We start from the raw sequence: 13425 nt of genomic DNA on the forward strand, positions 1-13425 counted from the left end.
GCATCCCCGGGCGTGCGGGACAATGGAGTACGTGACTCGGATCGTGATCATCGGTGGCGGACCCGGCGGATACGAGGCGGCCCTGGTGGCCGCCCAACTCGGCGCGGAGGTGACCGTCGTGGACTGCGACGGTCTGGGCGGGGCGTCGGTGCTCACCGACTGCGTCCCGTCGAAGACTCTTATCGCCACGGCCGAGGTGATGACCACCTTCGATTCGTCGTACGAAGAGCTGGGGATCATCGTCGCCGACGACACCCCGCCCCTGGAGCGGTCCGCCCGGGTGGTGGGGGTCGATCTGGGGAAGGTCAACCGGCGTGTGAAGCGGCTCGCTCTCGCGCAGTCGCACGACATCACCGCCTCCGTGACCCGGGCCGGCGCCCGGGTGCTGCGCGGGCGCGGGCGCCTGGAGGGCATGCAGGCCCTCGACGGCTCGCGGAAGGTCGTCGTGCGTGCCGTCGACGGGAGCGAGGAGACCCTCGTCGCGGACGCGGTGCTCATCGCCACCGGCGGTCACCCGCGTGAGCTGGAGGACGCCCAGCCGGACGGCGAGCGCATCCTCAACTGGACCCAGGTCTACGACCTCGACGAACTCCCCGAGGAGCTCATCGTGGTCGGTTCCGGTGTCACCGGTGCCGAGTTCGCCGGTGCCTACCAGGCGCTCGGCTCCAAGGTCACCCTCGTCTCCTCCCGCGACCGGGTCCTCCCCGGCGAGGACCCGGACGCGGCCGCCGTACTGGAAGAGGTCTTCCGGCGCCGTGGCATGAACGTCCTGGCCCGCTCCCGCGCCCAGTCCGCCAAGCGGGTCGGCGACCGGGTCGAGGTCACCCTCGCCGACGGGCGGGTCATCACCGGCTCGCACTGCCTGATGGCCGTCGGCGCCATCCCGAACAGCGCGGGCATGGGCCTGGAGGACGCCGGGGTCAAGCTCCGCGAATCCGGGCACATCTGGACCGACAAGGTCTCCCGGACCACCGCCCCGGGCGTGTACGCGGCCGGTGACGTGACCGGCATCTTCGCCCTCGCCTCCGTCGCGGCGATGCAGGGACGTATCGCCATGTACCACTTCCTCGGCGACGCGGTGGCCCCGCTGAACCTGAAGACGGTCTCCTCGAACGTCTTCACCGACCCCGAGATCGCCACCGTCGGCTACAGCCAGTCCGACGTCGACTCCGGCAAGATCGACGCCCGGGCGGTGAAGCTGCCCCTGCTGCGCAACCCGCGCGCGAAGATGCAGGGTATCCGGGACGGCTTCGTCAAGATCTTCTGCCGGCCGGGCACGGGGATCGTCGTCGGCGGTGTGGTGGTCGCTCCCCGCGCCTCGGAGCTGATCCACCCCATCTCGCTCGCCGTCGACAACAACCTGACGGTCGAACAGATCGCGAACGCGTTCACCGTCTATCCCTCCCTTTCGGGGTCGATCGCCGAGGTCGCGCGGCAGCTGCACACGCGTAAGGCGGGCGACGAAGGCTGACGGCCGAAAGCGATTCCTCGCTGGTCACGGGGAGTTGTCGCGCATGCGGGCGGCATAAGCTCCGCGATTAGGCCCTATACCACTTGCCGCCCTGGTGTGCGAACAACTTCTGTAATTCGGCGCAAACTGCTGAAACCAGACGGTCGTTGGGGTTACTGTCAGTTTCGTGTTCGCTGCAGAACGTCGCCAATTGATCCTCGAAATGGTGCGAGCGAACGGGGCCGTGTCGCTCCGTGAGCTCGCCCGCGTCGTCCAGACCTCCGAAGTGACCGTACGGCGGGACGTGCGCGCACTGGAGGCAGAAGGACTCCTCGACCGCCGGCACGGCGGTGCGGTATTGCCGGGCGGGTTCACGCGAGAATCCGGCTTTCCGCAGAAATCCCATCTCGCGACCGCCGAGAAGACGGCCATCGCCGATCTCGCCGCGAGCTTCGTCGAAGAGGGCGAAGCCATCGTGGTCGGTGCGGGAACCACCACACAGGAGCTGGCCCGCCGGCTCGCCCGGGTGCCCGGGCTGACCGTCGTCACCAACTCCCTGCTGGTGGCCCAGGCCTTGGCCCATGCCAACCGCGTGGAGGTCGTCATGACCGGCGGCACCCTCCGCGGGTCCAACTACGCCCTCGTCGGCAGCGGTGCCGAACAGTCCCTCCAGGGGCTCAGAGTGTCGCGGGCCTTCCTCTCCGGGAGTGGACTGACCGCCGAGCGCGGGCTCTCCACGTCCAACATGCTCTCCGCGTCCGTCGACCGCGCGCTGGTGCAGGCCGCCTCCGAGGTCGTGGTCCTCGCCGACCACACCAAACTCGGCACCGACACCATGTTCCAGACCGTGCCGACGGACCTCATCACCCGCCTCGTGACGGACGAACCGCCCGTCCACGACGACCGCGCGGCCACCGAACTCCAGGCCCTCGCCGACCAGGGGGTGCAGATCGCCGTCGCCGGTGCGTCGGAGCAGCCGGGGGGTGATCAGGTCCCGGCGCGCCGACAGCACCAGCGCCGGGACGTGCCCCTGCCGGGCCCGCGTCGCGGCCAGGTCCCGGGCGGCGCTCCGGGACTGCGCTCCGCGACGGCCCTGGGCGAGCAGACGCCGGGCACCGAACGGGCGCGGGTCGCGGATCTGCGGCGGCGTTGAACTGCCGTGGTGGCGAACCCTGACACCCCCGCAGTGCCAAGTCGGCATGGGTGATCGGTATGAAGCTCCGGAAACAGCGTGCGTGTGTACCCGACAGGCAGGTCGTCAGCGACGCCACGAGGCGCCCGGCGGACTGAAGTGATCAGTCCGCCGGGCGCCTCGGGACGTCGTACCGGAAAGGCCGTCAGTCCTTGATCTCGCAGATCGCCGCGCCGGACGTGATCGACGCGCCGACGTCGGCGGACAGGCCCTTGATGGTGCCGGCCTTGTGCGCGTTCAGCGGCTGTTCCATCTTCATCGCCTCGAGTACGACGATCAGGTCGCCCTCCTGGACCTCCTGGCCCTCCTCGACCGCGATCTTGACGATCGTGCCCTGCATCGGAGAGGCGAGGGTGTCGCCGGAGGCCGCCGGGCCGGACTTCTTGGCCGCGCGGCGCTTGGGCTTGGCGCCCGCCGCGAGGCCGGTGCGGGCCAGGGACATGCCCAGCGAGACCGGGAGGGAGACCTCCAGGCGCTTGCCGCCGACCTCGACGACCACCGTCTCGCGGCCCGCTTCCTCGTCGACCTCGATGTCCGTGAGGGCGGCGAAGGGCTTGATCTCGTTGACGAACTCGGTCTCGATCCAGCGGGTGTGGACCGTGAAGGGGTCGGCGGAGCCGGTCAGCTCGGGGGCGAACGCCGGGTCCTTGACGACCGCGCGGTGGAACGGGATGGCGGTGGCCATGCCCTCGACCTGGAACTCCTCCAGGGCGCGGGCGGCCCGCTGGAGGGCCTGCTCGCGGGTGGCGCCGGTGACGATCAGCTTGGCCAGCAGCGAGTCCCAGGCCGGGCCGATGACCGAGCCGGACTCGACGCCCGCGTCCAGGCGGACGCCCGGGCCGGACGGCGTGGCGAAGGTGGTGACGGTGCCGGGGGCCGGGAGGAAGCCCCGGCCCGGGTCCTCGCCGTTGATGCGGAACTCGAAGGAGTGGCCGCGCAGCTCGGGGTCGCCGTAGCCGAGTTCCTCGCCGTCGGCGATGCGGAACATCTCGCGGACGAGGTCGATGCCGGCGACCTCCTCGGTGACCGGGTGCTCCACCTGGAGGCGGGTGTTGACCTCCAGGAAGGAGATCGTGCCGTCGACGCCGACCAGGAACTCCACCGTGCCGGCGCCGACGTAGCCGGCCTCCTTGAGGATGGCCTTGGAGGAGGCGTACAGCTCGGCGACCTGCGCGTCGGAGAGGAAGGGAGCCGGGGCCTCCTCGACCAGCTTCTGGTGGCGGCGCTGGAGGGAGCAGTCGCGGGTGGAGACCACGACCACGTTGCCGTGCTGGTCGGCCAGGCACTGGGTCTCGACGTGCCGGGGCTTGTCGAGGTAGCGCTCGACGAAGCACTCGCCGCGCCCGAAGGCGGCGACCGCCTCGCGGACCGCCGAGTCGTACAGCTCGGGCACCTCTTCGAGGGTGCGGGCGACCTTCAGGCCGCGCCCGCCACCACCGAAGGCGGCCTTGATCGCGATGGGCAGGCCGTGCTCCCGGGCGAAGGCGACGACCTCCTCGGCACCGCTCACCGGGTCCGGCGTGCCGGCGACCAGCGGGGCGCCGGCGCGCTGGGCGATGTGCCGGGCGGCCACCTTGTCGCCGAGGTCGCGGATGGCCTGCGGCGGCGGGCCGATCCAGATCAGCCCCGCGTCCCCGACCGCCTGGGCGAAGTCGGCGTTCTCGGAGAGGAATCCGTAGCCGGGATGGATGGCGTCGGCGCCGGACTCACGCGCCGCGTTCAGCACCTTCTCGATGTCGAGATAGCTGGTCGCGGGAGTGTCACCGCCCAGGGCGAACGCCTCATCCGCGGCGCGGACATGCAGAGCGTCCCGGTCCGGGTCGGCGTAGACGGCCACGCTCGCGATACCGGCATCCCGGCAGGCCCGGGCCACGCGGACAGCGATTTCGCCACGGTTGGCGATGAGCACCTTGCGCACGATTGAGGCTCCCTCCTTGAAACAAGCCGAGTTTAGGGACTGCCGACACGACACTTCGACCCGTCCCCACTGGTGAGCTTGCCCACACGGAGCGTGATAGGGGGCTCGCCCGACCGCGAAATCCCTTGTCGCACCTAGGTAGGCAGGACTCCTGCCGAAACCCTAGCCCTCCTTTGTGGCCAAGGTCTCTATGAGAGCGTGCTGCGGGCCACAGGGTTTCTTTGTGGAGTCCCTACGAATGGCCCAATGATTCTTTGCCCTCCGCCGGACTCTTGTCCGTGGGTTTACCCGTTAGTAGCGTTCGGTCTGTCCCGAACGCTACTTCGGGTAACGGCAGCCTTGCTCGAGTGGTACTCGAACAGCTCGGAAGTGGGTGGGACCGGTGGTGCGCAGACCGGTGGCGTGGATCGTGGCGGTCGTGCTCTTCGTCGAGGCGCTCGGGGTCGTCGGGCTGAACTGGATCCTGGGGACCGTCGTCGACAACCAGCAGATGTCCCTGGCGGGCCTCGACCCGGACGTGATGTCCACGTCGTCGAAGGTGGGCGGCTTCGTCTTCGGCCTCTACTTCGTGCTGTGCGGCGTGGTCGCGCTCCTGGTCGCCCTGCGCAACCGCCCGCCGGCCGGCCTCGGCCGCGTCCTGCTGATCAGCGCGGCCGTGGTGCACGCCCTGCTGGGCGCGTTCGCGTGGGGGCTGATGGGTCGGCCCGAGTTCGTGTTCATGATGGTGGTGCTGGCGCTCATCGTGCTGCTGCTGATGACGTACGACAGGCAGGGTGAATCCGGGTCCGGGCCCGCCGACGCGGCGCCGGACGGCACCAAGGGCGGCGGCTCGCCGCTCACGCCCCCGCAGGCGCCCAGCACCCCCTGACCGCCCCTCCCGGTCACTTGTCTCCGGGCGTCCAGAGCTCCGTGATGCCGACGCCCAGTTGGGCCAGCAGCCGCCGTACGAGGGGCAGGCTGATGCCGATCACGGTGCCGTGGTCGCCGTCGATGCCGTCGATGAAGGGGGCCGAGCGGCCGTCGAGGGTGAACGCCCCGGCGACGTGGAGGGGCTCGCCCGAAGCGACGTACGCGGCGATCTCCTCGTCGGTCGGCTCGCCGAAGCGGACGACGGTGGAGGCGGTGGCGGAGGCGTACCGGCCGCTGCGCGTGTCGTAGATGCAGTGCCCGGTCTGGAGCGTGCCGGCGCGGCCGCGCATGGACTTCCAGCGGGCGGTGGCCTCCTCGGCGTCCGCCGGCTTGCCCAGGGCCTCGCCGTCCAGGTCGAGCACCGAGTCGCAGCCGATCACCAGGGCGCCCTTGACCTCGGGCTTCGCCGCCACCACGGAGGCCTTCGCCTCGGCCAGGGCGAGGGCCAGCTCGGCGGGGGTCGGCGCGCTGACGGCGTCCTCGTCGACGCCGCTCACGATCACCTCGGGGTCGAGACCGGCCTGGCGGAGCAGGCCGAGCCGGGCGGGGGACTGGGAGGCGAGGACGAGTCGGCGGCGCGGCTGATCAGTCATGCGGCCAGGGTATCGGCGGCCGTTCCAGGGGGCTCACCTCACCCCGAGCACGATCATCGCCAGCACCATGGCGAGCGCCATGAGGACACCCAGCCGCCGCAGCATGGCCTGCGTGTCACGCAGTTCCTTCGGCGGCTCGTTCTCGGGGTCGGACCACAGCATGGTTTCCAGCGTGCGGCGGTTTCGTGGCGGGCGCCTGAGTACGCGTACTCAACTTCCCACCGGCCGGGTCGCTAAAAGGGTCTGTCGTTCCGTTAGTCTAAAGGAACTTCAGTCCCGTTTGGAGAGGGCGTGTCATGTTCACCGCTGCCTGGACCGCGTCACCCCAGCTGCCCGCCGAGGGCTTCACCCCCAACTGGTCCCGGGAGGGCTTCTGGCGCCAGTCCGTCCGTCAGGTCGTACGGCTCACCGCGGGCGGCGGCCGGGCCCGGATCCGACTCTCGAACGCGTACGGCACCTCGGCGGTCCGCGTCGCGGGGGCCACCATCGGCCGGGCGGCCGCCGGGGCCGCGGTGGAGTCACCGGCGCGGCTCACCTTCGAGGGGGCGTACGACGTTTCGCTTCCGGCGCGGGGGCACGCCGTCAGTGACGCCGTCGGACTCGCCGTGGCGGCCGGAGAGCTGGTGACGGTCACGCTGTACTTCGACGCGACGACCGGTCCCGCGACCTTCCACGCCCAGGCCTTCACGACCAGCTACCGGGGCGAGGGCGACCTGCTCGCGGACACGGGCGGCGCGGGCTTCGACGCGAGCACCGAGTCCTGGTACTTCCTGTCCGCCGTCGAGGTCGACGCCGGCCGCACCGACGGCATCGCCCTCTTCGGCGACTCGATCACCGACGGCTTCGGCTCCACGCCCGGCGCCGACCGCCGCTGGTCCGACGCGCTGGCGCGGCGCACCGGGCGGCCGGTCCTGAATGCCGGGATCGGCGGGAACCTGCTGCTCAACGACTCCGCGTGGTACGGGGAGAAGGGCGTCCACCGGTTGCGGCGGGACGTGCTGGAACTCGCGGGAGTGGACACCGTGGTCGTGCTGATCGGGCTGAACGACATCGGGTTCGGCGAGACCGACGAACAGCCGACGTACAAGCCGGCGCCGGTGGTGGAGGCGCCGGAAGTCGTCGCCGGGTACCGGGAGTTGATACGGCAGGGGAAGGAGCGCGGGCTTCGGGTGATCGGCTGCACGCTGCTGCCGTTCGCGGGGTCGGACCACTGGGGTGAGCATGCGGCCAAGGTGAGCCACGAGGTCGACGAGTGGATCCGGTGCGCGGGGGAGTACGACGCGGTGGTGGATCTGCGGCGTGCCCTGGCCGATCCGGCGGACCCGGACCGGCTGCGGGCGTCGTACGACTTCGGCGATCACCTGCACCCGAACGACGTCGGGTACGAGGTGATGGCCGAAGTACTGTCAACAGTCCTCTAGCCCGGCCAGTAGGTGCGGCCCCACGCCGTCGGCCCCGGCTGCGGAAGCCGGTGTGCCGCGATGCGGGCCGGGTCCGCCCAGGCGTCCTGGGAGTCGGGTGCGCCGGGCGGGGTCGCTGCCGCCGCCGCGGCGCGGGCGCGGACCACCGCCAGAGCGGCTGCCAGCTCCTCCGGGGTCGGGTTGCCCCGTACCACCTTGATCGTCATGACGGCTCCTAGAGGGGGATGTTGCCGTGCTTCTTCGGGGGCAGGGTTTCCCGCTTGGTACGCAGCTGACGCAGGCCCCGTACGACGTGCCGGCGGGTGTCGGACGGCATGATCACGGAGTCGATGTAGCCGCGCTCGGCCGCGATGTAGGGGTTGAGGAGGGCGTCCTCGTACTCCTGGATGAGCCGCGCCCGGGTCGCCTCCAGGTCCCCGGCGGCCTCGGCCTCGGCGATGGTGCGGCGGTGCAGGATGTTGACCGCGCCCTGGGCGCCCATCACGGCGATCTGGGCGGTGGGCCAGGCCAGGTTGAGGTCGGCGCCCAGGTGCTTGGAGCCCATGACGTCGTAGGCGCCGCCGAAGGCCTTGCGGGTGATGACGGTGATGAGCGGGACCGTCGCCTCCGCGTAGGCGTAGATCAGCTTGGCGCCCCGGCGGATGATGCCGTCGTGCTCCTGGTCGACGCCCGGCAGGAAGCCGGGGACGTCCACGAAGGTGATGACCGGGACGTTGAAGGCGTCGCAGGTCCGCACGAAGCGGGCCGCCTTCTCGCTGGCCCTGATGTCGAGACAACCGGCGTACTGCATCGGCTGGTTGGCGACGATGCCGACGGGACGGCCCTCCACCCGCCCGAAGCCGGTGAGGATGTTCGGCGCGAACAGCGGCTGCGTCTCGAAGAACTCGGCGTCGTCCAGGACGTGCTCGATCACCGTGTGCATGTCGTACGGCTGGTTCGCGCTGTCCGGGACGATCGCGTCCAGCTCGCGGTCCTCGTCGGTGACGGCGAGGTCCGCCTCCTCCGGGAACGCCGGGGCCTCGCTGAGGTTGTTGGACGGCAGGTACGACAGCAGCTGCTTGACGTACTCGATGGCGTCCTTCTCGTCCCCGGCCATGTGGTGCGCCACACCCGAGGCGGAGTTGTGGGTGCGGGCGCCGCCCAGCTCCTCCATGCCGACGTCCTCGCCGGTGACGGTCTTGATGACGTCCGGGCCGGTGATGAACATGTGCGAGGTCTGGTCGACCATGACGGTGAAGTCGGTGATCGCCGGGGAGTAGACCGCGCCGCCCGCGCAGGGGCCGACCACGAGGCTGATCTGCGGGATCACGCCGGACGCGTGGGTGTTGCGGCGGAAGATCTCGCCGTACGCGCCGAGGGAGGCGACACCCTCCTGGATGCGGGCGCCGCCGGAGTCGTTGATACCGATGACCGGGCAGCCGGTCTTCAGCGCGAAGTCCATCACCTTGACGATCTTCTGGCCGTAGACCTCGCCCAGGGCGCCGCCGAAGACGGTGAAGTCCTGGGAGAACACGGCGACGGGGCGGCCGTCGACGGTTCCGTACCCGGTGACCACGCCGTCGCCGTACGGGCGGTTCTGGTCGAGGCCGAAGTTGGTGGAGCGGTGCCGGGCGAACTCGTCGAGCTCGACGAAGGAGTCCTCGTCGAGCAGCAGCTCGATCCGCTCCCGGGCCGTCAACTTGCCCTTGGCGTGCTGCTTTTCGACGGCGCGTGCGGAGCCGGCGTGCGTCGCTTCCTCGATGCGGCGCTGGAGATCCGCGAGCTTGCCCGCGGTGGTGTGGATGTCGATCCCTTGGGTCTCGTGGATCGCGTGACGCTCTTCCGGCTCGGACATCGGGATGCGGCTCCCTGCCTGCTCAAAAGGGGGGACGGTTACTCATCCGTAGAGTAGTGCGGTGCCTACCTATCGGCAGTGCGGCGTTTACCACACTCCCCACCCCTTCCGGTTGTACGATCGGTGCGTCGCGGCGGGACACGCCGGAGGGGTGACATCGCGAGAGTGATCGAGCGCCCGTGAACCTCAGCCTTTCACCGGGCTGGAATCCACCTCTGCGGGGTGGAGGATGTCAAACCTAGGGTGGGTTGCATGACGACGCCACCAGGTGCAGAAGGAAACCCGCTCAACGGGCCCCACGAGCCGGGGCCGGACCGATGGTCCGACCTCGGCCGCCCACCCCTTAACGCCGCCGCTTTGCGGCGAGGGCTGGTGAAGGACGGCGGGCACGGCGGGCTCTATTGCGACATCGAGGTCGTGCAGCTCACCGGCTCCACGAACGCCGACCTGGTGGCCCTGGCCACCGAGGGCAGGGCGGAGGAGGGTGCCGTCCTCGTCGCCGAGGAGCAGACTGCCGGCAAGGGGCGCCTTGACAGGCAGTGGACGGCACCGCCCCGCTCGGGGCTGTTCTTCTCCGTCCTGCTGAAGCCGGGCGGGATCCCGGTGGCCCGCTGGGGCTGGCTGCCGCTGCTCACCGGGGTGGCGGTGGCGACGGGGCTGTCGCGGGTGGCGGGCGTCGACACGGCACTCAAGTGGCCCAACGACCTGCTGGTGACCGTGGGCGGCGAGGAACGCAAGGCCGGCGGCATCCTCGCCGAGCGGGCCGGGGACGACGGGGTGGTCGTCGGGATCGGCATCAATGTCAGCCTGCGCGCGGACGAGCTGCCGGTGCCGCAGGCCGGGTCGCTGGCGCTGGCGGGCGCCGTGAGCACGGACCGGGATCCGCTGCTGCGGGGGGTGCTGCGGTCGCTGGAGGAGTGGTACGGGCGCTGGCGGGCGGCCGGGGGCGATCCGGTGACGAGCGGTTTGCAGGAGACGTATGCGGCGGGATGCGCGACGTTGGGAAGGGTGGTGCGGGCGGAGCTGCCGGGAAATCGGTCGGTGGTCGGCGAGGCGGTGGCGGTCGACGGGGACGGGCGGCTCGTGATCGCCACGGAGGAGGGAGTGCAGGAGCCGGTGGGGGCGGGGGACGTGGTGCACCTGCGGCCCGCGTAGGGGACTGGGGGCGGCCCCGGACGTGAAGCCCCTCTCTCCTCCCGGAGTGAGCTGGCGCACACCTGCCGTAGAGTTGAGGCCGGTCGATACCTGACCGTGACAGATCGGAAGGGCAGCAGGCGTGACCGTCGACGACACGGGCTCCGGCGCGGACGCGGACGGCCGGGCAGACCCCGATGCCGCCGAGTCCGGCGAGGGCGAGGACCCGCTCGCCCTCCGCATCGAACAGCTCATTCTGGGCGCCGAGCGGCGCTACACCCCCTTTCAGGCGGCGCGCAGCGCGGGCGTCTCCGTGGAGCTGGCCACCCGCTTCTGGCGGGCCATGGGCTTCGCCGACATCGGACAGGCCAAGGCCCTCACGGAGGCCGACGTGCTCGCGCTGCGCCGGCTCTCCGGTCTCGTGGAGGCGGGGCTGCTGAGCGAGGCGATGGCCGTGCAGGTGGCGCGGTCCACCGGACAGACCACCGCCCGGCTGGCCGAGTGGCAGATGGATTCGTTCCTGGAGGGGCTGACCGAGCCCCCGGAACCCGGCATGTCGCGCACCGAGGTGACGTACCCGATCATCGAGCTGCTCCTGCCCGAGCTGGAGGAGTTCCTCGTCTATGTCTGGCGCCGCCAGCTCGCCGCCTCGGCCGGCCGGGTCGTCCAGACCGCCGACGACGAGGAGATGGTCGACCGGCGTCTGGCCGTGGGCTTCGCCGACCTCGTCGGGTTCACGCGGCTGACCCGCCGGATGGAGGAGGAGGAGCTCGGCGAACTCGTCGAGGCCTTCGAGACCACGTGCGCCGACCTGGTCGCCGCACGTGGCGGACGGCTCGTCAAGACGCTCGGCGACGAGGTGCTGTACGCGGCGGACGACGCCGGGGTCGCCGCCGAGATCGCCCTGAGGCTCATCGAGACCATGGCGAATGACGAGACCATGCCGGAGCTGCGCGTCGGCATCGCCTTCGGCACGGTCACCACCCGTATGGGCGATGTCTTCGGCACGACGGTGAACCTCGCCTCCCGGCTGACGTCGATAGCCCCGCGCGACGCCGTCCTCGTCGACAGCGCCTTCGCGGAGGAACTGATCCGCACCGGCGAGGCCCCCGCCTCCGAGGCGGAGGCGGCCGAGGCCGCGGCGACCGCCGAGAAGGAGGGCGAGGAGCCGCCGACCTACCGCTTCGCGCTGCAGCCGATGTGGCAGCGGCCGGTGCGCGGGCTCGGCGTGGTCGAGCCGTGGCTGCTGACGCGGCGGGCCGGGGAGTCGTAGTCCCCGGCAGCCCGTTCAGTGATGCCGGGCCGCCAGCGGGTCCACGCACACGGCGATGACCGGCAGGCACAGACCGGGCCGGTCCGGGTGGTCCGGCTGCGGGGTGGGCGGAGTCGTCGTGCTGCTCGGCGTTGGGGCCGGGGTGCCGGCGGCGGACGTCGAGGGCGGCCGGGGGGTGGCGGGCGCCGCGCTGCCGGTCGGCTTCGGTGCTTCCGGGACGGTCGTGGGCGTCTGCCGGGACGACCCCGCGGTCGGGGCGGGGGTCGCGAGGGACACGCCCCTGGTGGGCAGCGCGCTCGGACCGCCCAGGACCGTGGTCGCCGACGGGCTCACCTCGGGGGTGACGGCCGCGACCGTGGCGGCCGCGTCGGCCGACCGTTCCGGGCCGGCCTCCGGGTCGGGACGCGGTTCCACCTCCGCGCTGCCGAGGCCGCCGACGCCCGCGTCGGGGGTCAGCCGGACGAAGCTCAGCGCGCCCGCCGCCAGGGCCAGGCCGCCCGCCGCCAGCAGGACCTTGCGGGGGCGGGGGCGGGGGCGGGGGCGGCGGTGCCGGCCGCGGGGTGTCCAGAGCCGGGTTCCGGTGCCGTACGACTCCGGCGGTACGGCCGCGTCCGCCGCGCTGCCTCTTTCCGCTCACGCCGCCGGTGTGTCCCTCGTCGTCATCGCGATCCCTCCCCGTGCGCCCGCGCCCCCTGTGCGCTGTGGCGGACGCACGTTATGCGCTCCGTTGTGCGGTGGAACGGGAGTCGGGCGGGATGTCACTCGAACGGGGTGTCGGGCGCGGAAGCGGGAACCGGCCCGCCCTTTCCCCGGCGGGGCTCGGCTGCGATGATCGGAGCGAAGGGCGTTAACCGTCGTTAACCGGGAGGGTGTCATGTCCGAGGAGCGGTTCGGGGAGTTCGTGCTGGTGCGGCGAAACCTGGAGGGGGCTGACGGGGCTGACGGTCATGTCGCGGAGCTGGCCCTGGACCGGCCCAAGGCCATGAACGCCGTCTCGACCGAGATGGCCCGGTCGCTCGCCGGGGCGTGCGCGGCGCTGGGCGCGGATCGTGAGGTTCGGGTGGTCGTGGTGACCTCCACCCATGAGCGGGCCTTCTGCGTCGGCGCCGACCTCAAGGAGCGGAACTCCTTCACCGACGCGGATCTGGTGCGGCAGCGGCCGGTGGCGCGCGGGGCGTACACCGGGGTCCTGGAGCTGCCGGTCCCGACGATCGCCGCCGTGCACGGGTTCGCGCTGGGCGGGGGCTTCGAGCTGGCGCTCGCCTGCGACCTGATCGTGGCGGACCGTACGGCCGTGGTGGGGCTGCCCGAGGTGTCGGTCGGCGTGATTCCCGGCGGCGGCGGCACGCAGTTGCTGCCGCGGCGGGTGGGGGCCGCCCGGGCGGCCGAGCTGATCTTCACGGCACGGCGGGTGGAGGCCGGGGAGGCGGCCTCGCTGGGCCTCGTCGATGTGCTGGTGGAGGAGGGACGCGACCGCGAGGAGGCGTTGGCCCTGGCATCCCGGATCGCGGGGAACTCGCCGGTGGGGCTGCGGGCGGCGAAGAAGGCGCTGCGGCTGGGGCAGGGGCTGGATCTGCGGGCGGGGCTGGAGGTCGAGGACGCGGCGTGGCGGGCGGTGGCGTTCTCGGCGGACCGGGCGGAGGGGGTGGCGGCGTTCAACGAGAAACGGCGTCCTTCCTGGCCGGGGGAGTAGCCCCCAGG

Annotated in this window: 13 protein-coding genes; 7 read left to right on the forward strand and 6 right to left on the reverse strand. The window is 71.6% G+C overall.

Going from position 1 to position 13425, the window contains the following annotated elements:
- Positions 1–22 precede the first annotated feature (22 nt).
- Both QFZ76_RS32090 and QFZ76_RS32095 read left to right on the forward strand, forming a co-directional pair.
- Positions 23–1471 (forward strand): NAD(P)H-quinone dehydrogenase, encoded by a 1449-nt coding sequence (locus tag QFZ76_RS32090; RefSeq protein ID WP_307676963.1) that lies wholly within the window; start codon positions 23–25, stop codon positions 1469–1471.
- A gap of 166 nt (positions 1472–1637) precedes the next feature.
- Positions 1638–2603, forward strand: coding sequence for a DeoR/GlpR family DNA-binding transcription regulator (locus tag QFZ76_RS32095; RefSeq protein WP_266434524.1), 966 nt, complete (start codon positions 1638–1640; stop codon positions 2601–2603).
- A 184-nt stretch (positions 2604–2787) separates the two neighbouring features.
- Here the strand turns inward: QFZ76_RS32095 and QFZ76_RS32100 are convergent, their stop codons facing one another.
- Positions 2788–4560 (reverse strand): biotin carboxylase N-terminal domain-containing protein, encoded by a 1773-nt coding sequence (locus QFZ76_RS32100; protein WP_307676964.1) that lies wholly within the window; start codon positions 4558–4560, stop codon positions 2788–2790.
- A gap of 382 nt (positions 4561–4942) precedes the next feature.
- Here QFZ76_RS32100 and QFZ76_RS32105 point away from each other — a divergent pair, with 382 nt between their 5' ends.
- Positions 4943–5428 (forward strand): hypothetical protein, encoded by a 486-nt coding sequence (locus tag QFZ76_RS32105; protein ID WP_307676965.1) that lies wholly within the window; start codon positions 4943–4945, stop codon positions 5426–5428.
- A gap of 13 nt (positions 5429–5441) precedes the next feature.
- Here QFZ76_RS32105 and QFZ76_RS32110 read toward each other — a convergent pair whose 3' ends face one another.
- Both QFZ76_RS32110 and mmpB read right to left on the reverse strand, forming a co-directional pair.
- Positions 5442–6062: a nucleoside triphosphate pyrophosphatase gene (locus QFZ76_RS32110; protein ID WP_307676966.1), complete on the reverse strand. Its 621-nt coding sequence runs from the start codon at positions 6060–6062 to the stop codon at positions 5442–5444.
- Between the two features lie 33 nt (positions 6063–6095).
- On the reverse strand, positions 6096–6224 hold the full coding sequence (gene mmpB, locus QFZ76_RS32115) for a morphogenic membrane protein MmpB (protein WP_266434514.1): 129 nt from the start codon (positions 6222–6224) through the stop codon (positions 6096–6098).
- 134 nt (positions 6225–6358) lie between these two features.
- On the opposite strand from mmpB, the gene QFZ76_RS32120 reads away from it, so the two are divergent.
- Positions 6359–7483, forward strand: coding sequence for an SGNH/GDSL hydrolase family protein (locus QFZ76_RS32120; RefSeq protein WP_307676967.1), 1125 nt, complete (start codon positions 6359–6361; stop codon positions 7481–7483).
- On the opposite strand, the gene QFZ76_RS32125 is transcribed toward QFZ76_RS32120, so the two are convergent.
- Entirely contained in the window at positions 7480–7689 is a 210-nt protein-coding gene (locus tag QFZ76_RS32125; RefSeq protein WP_307676968.1) for an acyl-CoA carboxylase epsilon subunit, read from the reverse strand. The two genes, QFZ76_RS32120 and QFZ76_RS32125, sit on opposite strands and share 4 nt — an antisense overlap.
- An 8-nt stretch (positions 7690–7697) precedes the next feature.
- Positions 7698–9317: an acyl-CoA carboxylase subunit beta gene (locus tag QFZ76_RS32130; RefSeq protein ID WP_266434509.1), complete on the reverse strand. Its 1620-nt coding sequence runs from the start codon at positions 9315–9317 to the stop codon at positions 7698–7700.
- A gap of 252 nt (positions 9318–9569) precedes the next feature.
- Here QFZ76_RS32130 and QFZ76_RS32135 point away from each other — a divergent pair, with 252 nt between their 5' ends.
- Positions 9570–10472, forward strand: coding sequence for a biotin--[acetyl-CoA-carboxylase] ligase (locus QFZ76_RS32135; protein WP_307676969.1), 903 nt, complete (start codon positions 9570–9572; stop codon positions 10470–10472).
- Positions 10473–10593: 121 nt separating this feature from the next.
- Positions 10594–11724 carry an adenylate/guanylate cyclase domain-containing protein gene (locus QFZ76_RS32140; protein ID WP_307676970.1) on the forward strand — a complete coding sequence of 377 codons (1131 nt, stop codon included), beginning with the start codon at positions 10594–10596 and terminating at the stop codon, positions 11722–11724.
- Positions 11725–11739: 15 nt separating this feature from the next.
- Here the strand turns inward: QFZ76_RS32140 and QFZ76_RS32145 are convergent, their stop codons facing one another.
- Positions 11740–12138 carry a hypothetical protein gene (locus tag QFZ76_RS32145; protein WP_307676971.1) on the reverse strand — a complete coding sequence of 133 codons (399 nt, stop codon included), beginning with the start codon at positions 12136–12138 and terminating at the stop codon, positions 11740–11742.
- Between the two features lie 460 nt (positions 12139–12598).
- On the opposite strand from QFZ76_RS32145, the gene QFZ76_RS32150 reads away from it, so the two are divergent.
- A complete protein-coding gene (locus tag QFZ76_RS32150) occupies positions 12599–13417 on the forward strand; it encodes an enoyl-CoA hydratase/isomerase family protein (RefSeq protein WP_307676972.1) in 819 nt (272 codons plus the stop codon).
- Positions 13418–13425: the final 8 nt, after the last annotated feature.

Origin of the sequence: Streptomyces sp. V4I2 (genome assembly GCF_030817655.1) — a bacterium.
Lineage (GTDB): Bacteria > Actinomycetota > Actinomycetes > Streptomycetales > Streptomycetaceae > Streptomyces > Streptomyces plumbiresistens.